The organism is Gemmatirosa kalamazoonensis, assembly GCF_000522985.1.
GTDB lineage: Bacteria > Gemmatimonadota > Gemmatimonadetes > Gemmatimonadales > Gemmatimonadaceae > Gemmatirosa > Gemmatirosa kalamazoonensis.
The window spans coordinates 2,164,898-2,180,051 of the sequence record NZ_CP007128.1 but is presented as its reverse complement, the minus strand read 5'-3'; the positions used below and the strand labels follow the sequence as shown (position 1 = coordinate 2,180,051).

General features: G+C 73.5%; 15 protein-coding genes. 4 read left to right on the top strand and 11 right to left on the bottom strand.

Going from position 1 to position 15,154, the window contains the following annotated elements:
• Positions 1 to 37: 37 nt before the first annotated feature.
• The 8 genes from J421_RS09430 to J421_RS09395 all read right to left on the bottom strand — a co-directional run bounded on the left by J421_RS09430 (position 38) and on the right by J421_RS09395 (position 9,313).
• Positions 38 to 1,075, bottom strand: coding sequence for a glycerophosphodiester phosphodiesterase (locus tag J421_RS09430; RefSeq protein WP_025410932.1), 1,038 nt, complete (start codon positions 1,073 to 1,075; stop codon positions 38 to 40).
• Positions 1,072 to 1,929 carry a 3-methyl-2-oxobutanoate hydroxymethyltransferase gene (gene panB / locus J421_RS09425; protein WP_025410931.1) on the bottom strand — a complete coding sequence of 286 codons (858 nt, stop codon included), beginning with the start codon at positions 1,927 to 1,929 and terminating at the stop codon, positions 1,072 to 1,074. The genes J421_RS09430 and panB overlap by 4 nt, the downstream gene beginning before the upstream one ends.
• Positions 1,926 to 2,780 (bottom strand): pantoate--beta-alanine ligase, encoded by an 855-nt coding sequence (panC, locus tag J421_RS09420; RefSeq protein WP_025410930.1) that lies wholly within the window; start codon positions 2,778 to 2,780, stop codon positions 1,926 to 1,928. The genes panB and panC overlap by 4 nt, the downstream gene beginning before the upstream one ends.
• A 139-nt stretch (positions 2,781 to 2,919) precedes the next feature.
• Entirely contained in the window at positions 2,920 to 3,354 is a 435-nt protein-coding gene (locus J421_RS09415; RefSeq protein ID WP_025410929.1) for a hypothetical protein, read from the bottom strand.
• Positions 3,355 to 3,438: 84 nt separating this feature from the next.
• Positions 3,439 to 4,107, bottom strand: coding sequence for a response regulator transcription factor (locus J421_RS09410; protein ID WP_025410928.1), 669 nt, complete (start codon positions 4,105 to 4,107; stop codon positions 3,439 to 3,441).
• Positions 4,108 to 4,111: 4 nt separating this feature from the next.
• On the bottom strand, positions 4,112 to 4,672 hold the full coding sequence (locus J421_RS09405; RefSeq protein ID WP_025410927.1) for a hypothetical protein: 561 nt from the start codon (positions 4,670 to 4,672) through the stop codon (positions 4,112 to 4,114).
• Between the two features lie 17 nt (positions 4,673 to 4,689).
• Positions 4,690 to 6,435 carry a fibronectin type III domain-containing protein gene (locus J421_RS09400; RefSeq protein WP_025410926.1) on the bottom strand — a complete coding sequence of 582 codons (1,746 nt, stop codon included), beginning with the start codon at positions 6,433 to 6,435 and terminating at the stop codon, positions 4,690 to 4,692.
• Between the two features lie 100 nt (positions 6,436 to 6,535).
• On the bottom strand, positions 6,536 to 9,313 hold the full coding sequence (locus J421_RS09395) for a TonB-dependent receptor (protein ID WP_025410925.1): 2,778 nt from the start codon (positions 9,311 to 9,313) through the stop codon (positions 6,536 to 6,538).
• 247 nt (positions 9,314 to 9,560) lie between these two features.
• On the opposite strand from J421_RS09395, the gene J421_RS09390 reads away from it, so the two are divergent.
• Complete coding sequence (locus J421_RS09390; protein ID WP_025410924.1) at positions 9,561 to 10,274, top strand: matrixin family metalloprotease; 714 nt, start codon at positions 9,561 to 9,563, stop codon at positions 10,272 to 10,274.
• A 42-nt stretch (positions 10,275 to 10,316) separates the two neighbouring features.
• Here the strand turns inward: J421_RS09390 and J421_RS09385 are convergent, their stop codons facing one another.
• Positions 10,317 to 11,075 carry a response regulator gene (locus J421_RS09385; protein WP_025410923.1) on the bottom strand — a complete coding sequence of 253 codons (759 nt, stop codon included), beginning with the start codon at positions 11,073 to 11,075 and terminating at the stop codon, positions 10,317 to 10,319.
• A gap of 281 nt (positions 11,076 to 11,356) precedes the next feature.
• Here J421_RS09385 and J421_RS09380 point away from each other — a divergent pair, with 281 nt between their 5' ends.
• From J421_RS09380 to J421_RS09370, 3 genes are all read left to right on the top strand, one after another.
• Positions 11,357 to 11,989: a hypothetical protein gene (locus tag J421_RS09380; protein ID WP_025410922.1), complete on the top strand. Its 633-nt coding sequence runs from the start codon at positions 11,357 to 11,359 to the stop codon at positions 11,987 to 11,989.
• 65 nt (positions 11,990 to 12,054) lie between these two features.
• Positions 12,055 to 13,266, top strand: coding sequence for an acyl-CoA dehydrogenase family protein (locus J421_RS09375; RefSeq protein ID WP_025410921.1), 1,212 nt, complete (start codon positions 12,055 to 12,057; stop codon positions 13,264 to 13,266).
• 53 nt (positions 13,267 to 13,319) lie between these two features.
• Positions 13,320 to 14,108 (top strand): pentapeptide repeat-containing protein, encoded by a 789-nt coding sequence (locus J421_RS09370; protein WP_025410920.1) that lies wholly within the window; start codon positions 13,320 to 13,322, stop codon positions 14,106 to 14,108.
• Between the two features lie 146 nt (positions 14,109 to 14,254).
• On the opposite strand, the gene J421_RS09365 is transcribed toward J421_RS09370, so the two are convergent.
• Positions 14,255 to 14,512 (bottom strand): anti-sigma factor family protein, encoded by a 258-nt coding sequence (locus J421_RS09365; RefSeq protein WP_025410919.1) that lies wholly within the window; start codon positions 14,510 to 14,512, stop codon positions 14,255 to 14,257.
• Entirely contained in the window at positions 14,509 to 15,153 is a 645-nt protein-coding gene (locus J421_RS09360) for a sigma-70 family RNA polymerase sigma factor (RefSeq protein ID WP_025410918.1), read from the bottom strand. The genes J421_RS09365 and J421_RS09360 overlap by 4 nt, the downstream gene beginning before the upstream one ends.
• Position 15,154 lies beyond the last annotated feature (1 nt).

The following is a 15,154-nucleotide window of genomic DNA, read 5'->3' as shown; positions in this document are numbered from 1 at the left end:
TCGTCGACTGCCCGATCGAACGCCGCATTCGCCGTGCCTAACGGTCCGGACGTTGCTTCCTCTCACGAAGCGCGCGCACGCCGACGTCGGGATAGTCGCCGAAGATGCCGTCCACGCCGAGCGCGGCGAGGCGGCGCCACTCGGCCGCGGGGTCGCCGGCATAGCCGCGCGGCAGGAACGCGGAGTCGCTGCGCAGCGTCCAGACGTGCACCGCGAGCCCCGCCGCGTGCGCGTCCGACACGAGCGACGTCGGCGTGCCTAACGATCCGTCGGCGCCGACCGGCTGCACCATCCCCTTCTCCACGCCGATCGCGTCCGCGTAGCGGCGGACGGCGGCGAGCCCCGCCGGCGTCGTCATCGCGGCGTACGCGGCGGTCGCGTCCATGAGCTGCACGAGCGGCACGCGCGTCAGGCCGCGGAGCCGCTGCAGGCTGCTTGCCTCGAACGACTGCACGAACACCGGCGCGTCGCGCCGATCGAGCCCGTGCGCGCGGAGCGCCGCGACGAGCGGCTCCTCGAGCGGCAGGCCGAGCGCGCGGAAGTAGCTCGGGTGCTTCGTCTCGGGGTACACGCCGATGCGCCGCCCCGTCTCGCGCGCGCGGCGCTCGACGAGCGCGAGCACCTCGTCGAACGTCGGCACCGGCTCCTGGCCGTCGTACGCGTGCGAGCGGAACGGCAGCCGCTCGGTGGCGCGCAGCGTCTTCAGCTCGGCCAGCGTGAAGTCCTCCGCGAACCATCCGGTGACCGTCGCGCCGTCGACGGTCTTCGTGGTGCGCCGCTGCGGAAAGCGGCGCGCCACGTCGGTGGTGCCGCCGATCTCGTTCTCGTGGCGCGCGACGAGCACGCCGTCCTTCGTGCGCACGAGATCGGGCTCCACGAAGTCGGCGCCCATCGCGATCGCGAGGTCGTACGCGGCGAGCGTGTGCTCGGGGCGATGGCCGCTGGCGCCGCGGTGCGCGATGACGATGGGCGTCGACGACGGCGGCGCGGTGCGCGCCGCGGTGCGCGGCGGGGCGGCGCACGCGACGACGAGCAACGCCGACGCGATACGAGAGAACGCGCGTGTCCCGCTCACGTCGCCGCCGCGCCGTCGATGGCGACGCGCGCCGCCTCCAGCTCGGCCGCGGGGATGCGGTAGGTGTGCTCCGGCGCGGGGAACTCACGCGCGCGCGTCTCGGCCGCATACCGCGCGACCGCGTCGACCATGAGCGGGCCGAGCGCCGCGTAGCGCTTCACGAACCGCGGCGCGCGTCCCTCGCTGAGGCCCACGAGGTCGTGGAACACGAGCACCTGCCCGTCGGTCGCCGGCCCGGCGCCGATCCCGATCACCGGGACCGGGATCGCGGGCACGAGCAGCGCCGCGACCGCCGCGGGGATCGCCTCGAACACGATCGCGAAGCACCCCGCGTCGACGAGCGCGTCGACGTCGCGGCGGATGCCGAGCACCTCGTCGGCCGTCGCGCCGCGCACCCGGTAGCCCTCGGGACCCGCGCTCGCCTGCGGCGTGAGCCCGACGTGGCCCATCACGGGAATGCCGGCGCGCACGAGCGCGCGCGCGCGGTCGGCGATCGGGCCGGCGCCCTCCATCTTCACCGCGGCGCACCCGGCGTCGACGAAGCGCCGCGCGGTGCCCAACGCCTGCGCGTCCGACGCCTCGTAGCTGGCGTACGGCAGATCGCCGACGAGCAGTGGCCGCACGAGGCCGCGCCGCACCGCGCGCGTGAGCACGAGCAGCTCGTCGACGCCGATCTCACGCGTGGACGGGTAGCCGAGGACCGTCATCGCCGCGGAGTCGCCAACCAGCACTGCGTCGACGCCGGCCGACTCCGCGACGCGCGCCGTGACGTGGTCGTACGCGGTCACCATCACGATCGGGTCGCCGCGCCGCTTCATCGCCGCGAGATCGCCCGTCGTCACCGGCGCCGTCATCGCGCCCCCGCGTCGACGAGCACGTTGTCGATGAGCCGCACGCCCCCGACGCGCGCGGCGACGGCGACGAGCAGCTCGCCGGCGAGCGGATCCACCGGCTCGAGCGTGTCGGCGGAGACGACCTCGAAGTACTCGGGCTCGACGTCGAGCGCGCGCATCGCGTCGCGCCCAGTGGCGACGACATCGACGGCGTTCGTGGCGCCGTCGAGCACGCGTGAGCGCGCGGCCTCCAGCCCGCGCGCGAGTGCCACCGCGCGTCGCCGCGCGTCGGCGTCGAGGCGCACGTTGCGGCTGGACATCGCGAGGCCGTCGGGCTCGCGCACCGTGGGGCACACCTCGACGCGCAGCCGGAAGTCCAGGTCGCGCGCCATGCGCCGCACGACGAGCGCCTGCTGCGCGTCCTTCTGCCCGAAGAACGCCGCGTGCGGCTGCACGATGTTGAACAGCTTGGCGACGACCGTCGCCACGCCGCGGAAGTGGCCCGGTCCGCGCTGCGCGCCCTCCATCGGCTCGGTGACCCGCGCCACGGTGACGCTCGTGGCGAATCCCGGCGGGTAGATCTCCGCGGGCTCCGGCGCGAACAGGTACGCGACGCCCGCAACCGCGGCGACGCTCGCGTCGCGCGCCTCGTCGCGCGGGTACGCCACGAGGTCCGCGGGATCGTCGAACTGCGTGGGGTTCACGAACAGCGACACCACGACGACGTCGCACGCGTCGCGCGCGCGGCGCATGAGCGACGCGTGGCCCTCGTGGAAGTAGCCCATCGTCGGCACGAGGCCGACCGTACGGCCCGCGCGCCGCTCGTCGTCGAGCAGCGCACGCAGCTCCGCGACCGTGCGCACGATTCTCATCGCGGCCTCACGACGACGCGCCGACGCGCGCGCGCCGTCCCCGACCGCCGTGCGGCCGCTTCACTGGCGATCCCTGACATGCCGGGAAGTTATCGACGCGACGGCGGGAGTGCGTCCGCGGTCGCGAGGCGCTCGCCGCTCAGCGGTCGAGCGCGCGCATGTCGGTGACCGCGACGGCGATCGTCCCCTCACCGATGGGCGCGCCGTCGCGCACGATGCCCGCGTCCAACTCGGCGCCGACACCGAGCCGCGTCACGACGCCGCCACGGAACCAGCCGCCGCTTCCGCCGCTCGCGCTCCACGTCACGCGATAGGTGAACGACACCGCACTCGGCCCGCTGCCGACGAACGAGAGGCGCACCGGGACCGCCTGCGCGCACCCATCGTCGATGCCCGGCGCGTAGCGCTGCACGACGCGCAGTCGCGCGAGCGACGCCGCGCCGGTCCCCGCCGTCGATACGTCGATCAGCCGGTCGACGTCGGGGAACGGGCGGTCGCACGGGTTCACCGCACCGCGCTCGCATCCCATCCCCGCCAACACCAGCATCGCCGTCGTCCACACCGGCATGCGCATGCCCCATCATGGCGCGCCGATCGCCGCCGCGCCGCGCGAACCGGTCACGAGCGCGTCACGGCCGCGTAACGTGCCCTCTCGCCATCACCAGCGTAGCGCGTACCCCGCTTCGTCCGCCGATCGCCCCAGCGTCACGCCGAATGGGCGCAGCTTGCGCCGCAGGCGGTGCGCGACGGAAACGAGGGCGCGGATGTGCGCGCGCGTCCCGTCGTCCCAGAGCACGCGGCGCAGCCGCACGTCGGGGACGCCGCGTGGATGCGCGAGCAGGAGGCGCAGCAGCGCGAGCTCGCTCGGCGACAGGGCGAGACGCGCGTCGCGCACGCGCACCTCGTTCAGCAGCCCGTCGAGCGCGATGGGACACGCGGTGTCGCCGCCCGCGCGGCCGGCACGCTCGCGCACGAGTCGCAGCACGCTCCCCGCGGCGGCGGCGATCGCCGGCGCGTCCGACGGGCGCGCGACGACGGCATCGCACGCCGCGGGCGCCGGGCCATCGGTGACGATGATGACGCCGACGTGCCGCACCGTGGGATCGCGGCGGAGGCGCGGCAGCAGTCCCACGCGCGGCGACAGCGCGAGCGCCTCGCTCGCGACGAGCAGCTCCGGTGGCCGCTCGTGCACCGCGATCCACGCCTCGGCGACGCTCGGCGCGCTCGCCACCGTGAAGCCCGCGCGCGCGAGCCCGTACGTGAGGTCGGCGACGACCTCCGTCTCGCGCGCGGCGACGAGCGCGTGCGGCGCCGCGCGGGCCGTCATCGACTCAGAGGTTCGTGCCGAAGCCGACCAGCTTGAACCGCCCGTCGCGCTCCACCACCGACAACCGCAGCGTCGCGCCGCCAGCCGCGGGCACGGCGACGGTGCAGTCGTAGAGCCGCAGCGCACGCGAGACGCGCGGCGCCGTGCACGCCGAGCGTACGGCGCCTAACGATCGGCCGCCGAAGCGCTGCAGCGCGCGCGTGAGCCCGCGCGCGCTCTGCGACGAGATCTGCGTCCACATGACGTCGGGATCGAGCTCGTACGGCGGCTGCGCCATCGGGCTGTCGGCGTAGTAGAGCCACGCGAACTCGCTCACGGTGAGCGCGAGCGGCCGCAGCGCCGCCGTGTCGCGCGCCGCGACGCCACGCGCCCACCGGGCGAGCAGCGTGTCCGCGCCCTCCGCGGCGCCGTCGCCTAACCGCGTCGGCCGCTCCGGCACCTGCTGCCGGAAGCGCGCGATCATCACGCTCGGCGCATATGCACTGTCGGCGGCCGACGGCCGCTCGGCGCCGCGACAGGCACCGAGCAGCGCGAGAACGAACGAGACACGAGACGCGAGCTTCATCGGCGATCGGGATCCGATCAGTTGCGCGCGTAGCTCGTCCAGCCGGCCCACCACTTCGTGCCGCTCGGGTCGGCCGCGCCGCGGTACGACGTGGCCGGCATCGCGCCGCCGAAGAAGCCCGTCACGCGCGCCGCGACGCGAGGCGGCAGCGTCGTGAGACCGCCGCTGCGCAGGGGCGACGCCGCCGACGGCGTCCAGTCGAGCCCAGCGAGCGTCGGCGTCGCGCCGGCCGCGGGGAGCGCGGTGAAGAACGTCGTCGGATCGGCCGGCGAGTCGTCGTTGTTCGGGAAGCTCGTGAGCTGGCCGAAGCCGGTGCCCGCGGCGTTGAAGTTCCCGCCGGCGTTCGACGCGAACACGTTGTTGCTCACGAACAGGCTGTCTTCCTGCCGACGCTGGTCGGTCTGCGCGTCGACGACGTTCAGCCCGATCCCCTGCCAGCGCGCGATCACGCCGTTGAACAGCGAGCCGCCCGAGCCGCGGCGGATCGTCGCGCCGCTCGTGTTCGCGGCCGAGATGCCGGTGAAGACGTCGGGGCCCGACCCGATGAGCGTGAAGTTCGCGAACACCGGCATCGAGTACGGCTTCGTGTTGTAGTCCGGGCAGCCCGGCTTGTCGTTCTCGCAGCCGTCTCCCTCGAAGCCGCGCGGGTCGCTCGACGCGAAGCCGGCGCCGGCGCGCGGCGTGGGCTTGTACGTCTGCAGTCCGATGATGAACTGCACGCGGCCGTTGAAGCCCTCGGTCCAGTCGAAGTGGTCGTCGCCCGCCTCGTACGACACGAGGTAGCGCGCGTCGACCGAGCCGCCGAAGAACTCGAACGAGTCGTCGAGCCCCGACAGCGCCTCGAGGTACTCGTACGTCGTGCCGCGGCCGACCGCGTAGCTCGACAGCGCGTTCAGCTCCTGATTCACGTCCACCGCGTAGCCGGCGAACTCGATGCGCACGTAGCGCAGCGTGCCGCTGTTGTCGTTCGGGTCCGTACCGCCGGCGTAGTTCTCGGCGGTGTTCTGCAGGCCGCCCGACGGGCCCTCGGTGAGGGTCGCGTTCACGCACGCGGGGTTCGCGGCGTTCGGGCAGCCGCGGTTCGCGATCGCCTTGCCGACGATGATGACGCCGCCCCAGTCGCCCGGTGCGCGCGTGCCGGCGGCCCGCTCCGACGTGAACACGATCGGCTGCGCGGCGGTGCCCTGCGCGTCGATCTTGCCGCCCTGCAGGATCCAGAGCGAGGAGCCCGGCACGAGCGTGTCGCCGACGATCACGGTGCCCGGCTTCACGACGAGCTGCCCGCCCGCGCGCACCTTGTAGAAGCCGCTCAGCACCCAGTTCGTGTCCGGCGTGAGCGTGCGCGTCGTGGTGAGGTTGCCGGCGAGCGTCACCGTCGCCTTCTGCGCCGAGCCCATGGCCACCGCCGCCCACGTCGTGCTCGTGTCGGCGTTGCGGAGCGTGGCGACCTGGTAGCGGTACTGGGTCGCCGGCGTGAGGCCGGTGTCGGTGTACGTCGTCGTACCGACGTTCGACGCGATGGTCGCGAACGCGCCGCTGCCCGCGGCGCGCTGCACGACGTAGCCGGTCGCGGTCGTCGGACCGCTCCACGTGAGGCGGATCGACGTCGGCGAGAGCGCGACGGCGGTGAGGTTCGAAGGCGCATCCGGCTTCGTGACCACTGGCGGGTTCGTCGTGCCGACGACGCCGTTGTCGTTGCTGCTGCAAGCCGCGAGCGCCGTGATCACGGCGAGCGTGAGGAGCCGACGGGGGTGAAGACCCATGTTGGCGAGGTGTGTCGAGGTGTGTTGAAGCAAAGAGAACGACCCCACGAACGATGTCCGTGGGGTCGCACAGTTCCGTTACGACGAGGTCACAGCTCCGTCACGGCGTCCAGGTCAGCGCCATGGAGAGCACGCGTCCCGTGCGGTAGCGCACGCGCGTGAGGCCGCCGGCGCGCTCCTCGTACGGCGCGTCGAGCAGGTTGCGCCCGTTCAGCTTCGCGGCGACGCCGCCGGCGAGCGGGAACTGGAGCGAGAGGTCGAGCATGTTGCGCGGCTGCACGTAGGTATCGGGCGTCGGCTTCGTGCCCGTCGCGGCGATCGCGCGGCCGACGACGTTGTACAGCAGCGTCGCGCTCGTGCCGCCGCCGGCGGTGGCCCACGACAGCCCGGTGTTCACGACGTACGGCGCCTGGCCCACCATCGGCCGGTCGGCGCTCGTGAGCGCGCTGATGTCGGTGTTGCCCGGCGTGATGGTGCTCTTCATCAGCGTCACGTTCGCGAAGCCGGAGAACGGCCGCAGGGGCGCACCGAGGAAGCCGAGCCCCTTCCGCGCCTCGAGCTCCACGCCGTAGTTGTGCGCCGCGTCCGCGTTCACGAACGAGTAGATGTTGCCGCCGTTCGTCGACACCTGCACGCGCTCGATCGGATGGTCGAACCGCTTCGCGAACACGGCGAGGCTGAGGATCTCGCCCGGGTTCGGGTACAGCTCCCACCGCGCGTCGACGTTGTCGATCAGCGCGCGCTGCAGCGACGGGTTGCCGACGAAGTCGAGGTCCCCGATCGGCCCGCGCTCCTGCAGCGGCGACAGCTCACGGTACTCGGGGCGCGACAGCGTGCGCGACGCCGACAGCCGGACGTTCTGTGCGTCGGTCAGCTTCACGTTCAGCGCGAGCGATGGGAGCACGTCGGTGCTCGTGTACGTGGAGTCGAACCGATCGCCGACGGTCTGCCGCGTGTTCAGCGCGAGCCGCCAGCTCTCGACGCGCGCGCCGCCGACGAGGCGGAGATGGTCGCCTAACGGGATCTCCGCCATGCCGTAGCCGGCGGCCACGCGGTCGTTCGCGGTGTACGCGCCCGACGCCGGGTCGCGGTCGACGATCACGCGGTTCTCGGCCGTCAGCGTGGGGAAGAGCTGCTCCGGCGTCTGACGCAGCTCCGCTTCGGTGACGCTCGGCGACGTGAAGAAGAACGGCTCGTTCGACGCCGTGCGCCGCGTGTCGCGGTAGGCGCCGCCGACCTTCAGCGTCCACGGGCGGACGTCGCTGCCGAGCTGCACGCGGTAGCTCGCCTGTGGCGCCACGCTGTTCTCGCGCAGCGCGGCATAGAGCCGGCGCGCCGCGCGGGGCTCGCCGAGCGGCAGCACGTAGGCGTCCCGCGGCGTGTCGCGGCGCAGGAACACGTCGGTGCGGTCGGGCTGGTCGCGCGTCACGCCGGACGACGTGATCGTCCAGTCGAGGCTCTGCCGCGCGCCGATCGTGTGCTCGCCGCGGAGCTGGTTGGAGCGCACCGTACGCTGCACGAAGTCGAGCCACGAGCGGCGGATGGTGCTCGCGTGCGCCGTCGGATCGACGCTCTGCGACTCGTCGAAGCCCTCGTCGAGGTGCGCCTCGTTGTCCGCCGACCGGTTGTACATGTTGTTCAGCGCGATGCGCGTGTGCGTGCCGAGCAGCGTGCTGACGTTCGCGATGCCGCCCCACAGCACGCTCTCGCGTCCGGTCTCGCCGGCGAGCGAGTTGAACGCGCGCACCTGCGCCGGCCCGCCGCCGACCACGAGCTGCCGCAGCTCGTCGGCCCGGACCTCCTGGTTGTACGCGTACGACAGCGACGCGACGTATCCGATGGAGCGGCCACCCAGGAAGCCTAACGGCGCCTGGCCGCCGATCGACGCGCCGAGGCCGGCATTCGGCCGCGCGGTGGACTGGAACGGCGTCCAGTTGTTGTGCAATTGCCCGACGAAGCGGCGCGACTGCGCCGGATCGAGGGCCCGTACCGCCAGATCGCCGCCGGCGGGCAGCGCGCGCCCGCTGCCGCCGAGGCCGAGCCACTCGGTGCCGAGCCGCGCGCCGCCGAGCACCGTGCGGCCCGTGGCGATCGAGTTGTAGCCGGTCGTCGCGGTGAGCGTGACGAGCCGCTTCGCCGGGAACTCGCGCGTCGCGATGTCGACCGAGGCGCCGGTGAAGTCGCCGGGCTGGTCGGGGGTGAACGTCTTGCTCGTCGTCACGCTCTGGAGCAGCGCCGACGGGAACAGGTCGAGCGGCACGACCTTGCGCTCGGGCTCCGGGCTCGGCATGCGCGCGCCGTTCAGCGACGCGGTGGTGTAGCGCTCGCCGAGCCCGCGCACGAGCACGTACTTGCCGTCGGTGACCGTCACGCCGCTCACGCGCTGCACGGCCTGCGCGGCATCGCGGTCGGGGCTGCGCGCGATCTGCTCGGCGGTGACCGAGTTCACGATGCCGGTCGCGGTGCGCTGCCGGTCGAGCGCCTCGCTCACCGTGCCACGCTCGGCGGACGCGGTGACGGAGACGGCCTGGAGCTGCACGGTGGCGGCGCCTAACGCGATGCTCTGCTCCACCGAGCCGCCGGCGGGCACGACGATGCCGGTGACCGTCTTCGCCTGATAGCCGATGCGGCGCGCCATCAGCGTGACGCTGCCGGCGGGCGCCGCCGGAACGGTGAACCGGCCGTCGACGCCGGTGAGGGTGCCTAACGTGGTGCCGACGACCTGGATGCCGACGTCGGCGAGTCCCGCCCCGCTGGCCGCGTCCACCACACGGCCGACGATCCTGCCGGTGGTGCGCGCGGGTTGCTGCGAGACGGCGGGCGCGGCCAGCGCGAACGCGGGCGCCACGGCGAGGACGAGCGGATGGGGGATTCGCATGGCCGATATCTCGCCGGGCGCGGTATCGGGGCGATTGCGGTTCGGCAACGGACTTGTAACGGAAGGGCGGCGCTTCCGCTGATCCGTCACCAGAGCTCTGAGGGGAGTGCGTCTCGAGGAGCCGGGCTCCCGAGCGCCGAGCACCCGTCCATGTAACAGGGCCGCCGCCCGAATTGTCCGTCTTGTCACGGCTTCGTATCTTCTGCGTCACGGACAGGTCTCGTCCTCGGGTCGCAGGTGCAGCGCCATGCCGTTCTTCCCTCTCCTCGCCGCGCTGCTCGTGCAGCGCCCCCAGCCCGCCGTGGACGTCGACTCCACGCCGGCGCTCGCGTGTGGGAGGCTCGCCGCGAGCGTCGCCGGAGGAAGCGTGGCCGCGAGCCTGGAGCGTGCGCTCCTCGTGCACGGCGGCGCCGTGCGGTGGCCCGCGCGGACGGTCTCGGTGTGGCTGCAGCGCCGCCCGCTCGACGTGGGGAGCACCGGTCACGACGCTGGCGAGTGGCGCGCGGCGCTCGCCGCTGGAGCGACGGCGTGGAGCGACGTCGTCTCGGGGCTGCGGGTGACCGTCGCCCGCGACTCGACGCGGGCCGACGTGCGAGTGGTGTGGGCGCCGACGCTGCGCACCGCACCCGACGACCCGTCGGCCGGCGCGCTCGGGGCGCTCACGGCCGGCCGCACGACGCTCGTCTCCGACGACGACGGGCGCGCCGTGGCGGCCACGGTCGTCCTCGCGCTCGCGACGCCCGACGGCGCGCCCTACGCGCCGCGCGACGTGCGCGCGGTGACGCAGCACGAGATGGGGCACGCGCTCGGCCTCGGCCACCACGCGTCGGCCGGCTCGGTCATGGCGCCGCTCGTCACGGCGGAGCGCATCGGCGACGAGGACCGCGCGGTGCTGCGCGCGCTGTACGCGCTGCCGATCGGGACGCGCTGCACGGCGCCGGCCGTGATCGCGGCCCGTTAGGCGGCCCGTCGGCGGTCGATCGACGGCGCCCACCGGAGCGCGTTAGGCATCTCGGATCGGCGTGGCGCCGTCGGGCTCGAAGCGATAGCCCACGCCGGGATCCGTCTGGATGAACCGCGGCCGCACCGGATCCGCCTCGATCTTCCGGCGCAGGTGTCCCACGTACACGCGCAGGTACTGCTGCGGGTCCCCCTCGGACGTGCCCCACACCTCGCGGAAGAGCTGCCCGTGGGTGAGCGTCTGCCGCGGGTGCAGCACGAACGTGCGCAGCAGCGCCCACTCGGTGCGCGTGAGATGCAGCGGCGCGCCGGCACGCTCGACCCGTCGGCGCGGCAGGTCGACGGCGAAGTCGCCGAACGTCACCACCGTCGCGGACGCCGACGCGCTGCCCGCCCGCGCCCGGCGGAGCTGCACGCGCACCCGCGCGAGGAGCTCCACGGTGCTGAACGGCTTCGTGATGTAGTCGTCCGCGCCGGCGTCGAGCAGCGCCGCCTTCTCGGTGTCGGTGTGGCGCGCGGAGAGCACGACGATCGGGGCGTCGAGCCAGCGGCGGATCTCGCGGCACACGTCGATCCCCGGCATGTCGGGGAGGCCGAGGTCGAGCACGACGAGCGCGGGAGACTCCGCCGCGGCGAGGTCGATCCCCTCCTGACCCGTGCCGGCCTCGATGACGCGCACCTCCGCGGCCGGCTCGGCGTCGGCGGATGCGTCGACCGGACCCGCGGTGAGCGCGTTGCGCAGGAGCCGGCGGATCTGCGGCTCGTCGTCGACGACGAGCATCGTGAGCGTCGCGGACGCCATCGCGGGTGGCCTCGGTGTGCGCGCGCCGGCGCGTTTCTTACGCGGCCGCGGCGTTTACGAGAGAAATCATAGCGTCCGGACGCGCGGGTCGGACGGCCGCGCGCCACTTCGTCGGACGGAGGAGACGGCGGCGTATCTCGCCTGCCGCCGAGCGCCGGTGGACGCGGCGATGCGGGAGCGCGCGCAGACGACGGTGGAGGCGGCGGCTGCTGTGCGCGCCCGCCCCGATTCGAGCACACTGAGCTCTCTCGTCGGCGTGCGCGCCGGGCTATCGTTCGCCGATGCCCGCGCTCTCCGTCGACGTCGCGCCGCACCCGCTGCTCCGCGCGGCGTGGTTCGTCACCACGTTCCCCACGCCGCTCGGCGAGCTCGCGACGCCGCCCGACGTGCTCGCGCTGCTCGATGCGAACGCCGCGGCCCCGCTCGCGCGCGACGAGCGCGTGCGCGCCGACGTGCGCGACATGCTGCGCATCGGCGGCTACAGGCCCACGGGCCGCGGCAAGCCGGCCTCGGAGTACCTCGTGCGCGCCGCGTCCGAGGGCGCGCTCGGCTCGATCAACGCCGCCGTCGACACGTGCAACGCGGTGTCGCTGCACAGCGGGTTCCCGATCAGCGTCGTGGACCTCGACCGCGCGTGGCCTCCGTTCCGCATCGACGTCGCACCAGAGGACTCGCGCTACGTGTTCAACGCGTCGGGGCAGGAGATCGACCTCGCGGGACTCGTGTGCCTGTTCGACGCCGAGGGGCCGTGCGCGAACGCGGTGCGCGATGCGCAGCGCACGAAGACGTACGCCGGGTCGACGCGGACGCTGAGCGTGATCTGGGGCTGCGCGGGGCACGAGGCGCGGCTCGACGACACGGTGCGGTGGTATCGCGCGCTGCTCGAGGGCGCCGGCGCGACCGTCGCCGACTGACGCCGCGATCGGAACCTTTTCGGAACGCTCGCCCTTCTGCGGTGCATCTACCTCGGAGGTGCGAGATGACGACGACGATGCAGGCCGGCGCCGACCGCGGCGCCACGGTCGACGAGACGCTGCTCGCGCGGGCCCGCGCGCTGGGACCGATCGTGCGTGAGCACGCCGCCGCCGCCGAGCGTGAGCGGCGGCTCGCGCGGCCGGTGGTCGACGCCCTGCGGGCGGCGGGCCTCTTCCGGATGTTCACGCCGCGCGAGTTAGGCGGCCTGGAGACCGACCCGGTCACGGTCGCGCACGTCGCCGAGACGATCGCGAGCTTCGACAGCGCCGCGGGGTGGGCGCTGCAGGCGGGCAACACGGGCGCCTGGTGGGCGTCGCGCTTCCCCGAGGCCGGCGCGCAGGAGCTGTTCGCCGACGGCCCGGACCTCGTCATGGCGGCGTCGTTCAGCCCGCCGCACCGCGCGGAGGCCGTGCCCGGCGGCTACCGGCTCACCGGACGCGGGCCGCTCGCCAGCACGATTCACGAGGCGCCGTGGGTGATGATGACGGGGATCGTGTTCGACGGCGACGAGCCGCGCATGACGCCGTTCGGTCCCGCGATCGTGGCGCTCGTGGCGCGCACGAGCGAGGTCGAGATCGTGGACACGTGGCATTCGCTCGGCATGCGCGGCACCGACAGCAACGACGTCGCGGCGGACGGCGTGTTCGTCCCCGCAGCGCGGAGCACGTTGATCGCTCCGACGTTCGAGCCCGCAGGGCCGTTCGCCGGTCCGCTGTACCGCATGCCGGCGCTCGCGTCGGTCGACGTGGTGATCGCGCCCGTGGCGCTGTCGATCGGGCGCGGCGCGATCACGGCGCTGCGCGAGCTCGCCGAGCGCAAGACGCCGCTCGGCGCGACGAAGACGCTGCGCCACCGCGCGGCGGTGCAGAGCGCGGTGGCGGAAGGCGAGGCGCGGCTCCGCGCGGCGCGCCTGCTGTTCTACGACACGCTCGGCGCGACGTGGCGGCGCACGGTCGCGGGAGAGGCGAACACGCTCGAGCACCGCGCCGACCTGATGCTCGCGAGCGCGCACGCCGTGCGCACGGCGGCACGGGTGACGGACCTCATGCACCGCGCCGGCGGTACCGGGGGGATCTACGCGCGCAGCCCGCTCGAGCGGCACTTCCGCGACGCGCAGACGGTGCGCCACCACGGGTTCGTGGGCGAGGCGCGGCTCGAGACGGTGGGACAGGTCTACCTCGGCGTCGAGCCGGAGTTCGGGATGGTCGCGTTCTGAGTCGATGCCGCGCGGCATTGACATACGCCGCGCGGTGGCTCGATTCGCACGCCATGCTCTCCGTTCACCGCTGGGACACCGGCGTCACGATCCTCGAGCTGCCGTGCGACACGCTCGCCGCCGCGGAGCTCCCGCGCGCGGTGCTGTCGTACGCCGACCTGCGCGCGGCGGATCTGCGCGACGCGGATCTCCGCGGCAGCGATCTCTGTCTCTCCGACCTGCGCGACGCGGTGCTCGCCGGCGCGGCGCTCACCGGCGCGGACATCACGCTCGCCGACCTCGAGGCAGCCGACTTCTCGCGCACGCTGCTCGGCGACGCGCGGCTGCAGGCGGTGAACCGCAAGCGCCCGGGCCCGAAGCGCACGTCGTTCGCCGCCGCGGACCTCACGCGCGCGACGCTGAAGAACTCGAACCTCTCGGCGTGCCGCTTCGACGACGCGACGATGTTCCGCGCGGACCTCACGCGCTGCGATCTCAGCGGCGCCGACCTCACGGGCGCCGACCTGTCGTACGCGACGCTCGCGTTCGCGAACCTGGCGGGCGCCACGCTGCGCTACGCGTCGCTCGTCGGCGCGAACCTCACGGGCGCCGTGCTGGAGAACGCCGACCTCGCGCACGCCGACCTCTCGCTCGCCGCGCTGAACGGCGCACGCGTCGCCGGCGCGGACTTCACCGACACGCTCTGGTCGCGCACCGCGCTGTCGCGATGCACCGGCTTCGGCGCCGCGCGCGGGCTCGACACGCTGCGCTACGGCGACCCGTCCGGCGCGGATCCGTCGAGCGTGCACGGCGCGACGCTGCCGGCGGAGCTGCTGGCGCACCTCGGCTACGGTGCGGATTGAACCGCAGAGGGCCGCAGAGGACTGCCCTGTCGAGTTGAACCACAGAGGACACGGAGGACACAGAGGAAACCACCTTTCTTGAGGGGTTCTCCTCCGTGTCCTCCGTGTCCTCTGTGGTTCAAATCAAAGGCACCGTGGCCCGCCGCCTAACGCGCTCCCTCCGCCGCGAGCGCGCGCAGCACCCGGTCCCGTAGCCCCGCTGGTAGCGTGACCTCGATCTGGCGCAGCTTCGCGCGCACGCCGCGCAGCACGCTCGCCTCGAAGCGGAATTCGCGCGCGCAGCCGGCGCAGATCTCGAGATGCTCGTGCACCAGCTCCGTCTCCGCGGCGCTCAGCTCGCGGTCGAGGAAGTCGTCGAGGCGACGGAACGCCTCCTCGCAGGTAAGGCGGGTGAGGTGGCTCATGGCCGCTCCTCCCGGTGCGCGAGATCGCGCACGATCCCCGCTTCCTCGGCAACGTGCCAGAGCACTTTCTGGAGCATCTTCCGCCCTCGGTGTAGTCTCGACCGCACGGTGCCGACCGGGATCCCGAGCACGGCGGCGATCTCGTGGTACGCGAAGTCTTCGGTGAAGTAGAGCGCGCACACGGTGCCGTACTCCTCGGGAAGCTGCTCGATCGCCGCCTCGACGCGCTCGGAGCCGAGTCGGTCGATGAGCAGGCTGGCCGGATCCTCCCCCTCCCATGGCAGCCCGGCCGCTGCCGATCGCGAGTACAGATACAGGTCGGGCGTGTCCTCCAGGTCCACCGTCGTAGGGCGGCGCTGCTGCCGTCGATGTCGCGCGTAGAAGCAGCGCGTCAGTATCTGGAAGAACCACGCCTTGAAGTTGGTTCCCGGCTCGAACGTGTGCGCCGCGCGGAACGCGAGCAGCGACGCGTCCTGCACGAGGTCCTCGGCGTCGGCGCGGTTGCGCGCGAGACGCAGTGCGTAGCCGAACGCGGGCGAGAGCACCGCGAGCAGCAGCGGCTCGAACCCGCCCGGCGCGAGCCCACCCACCTCGGCGGGCGCGACGGGCGATGCGGTCGATGTGTGGGTCGACTCGGTCATG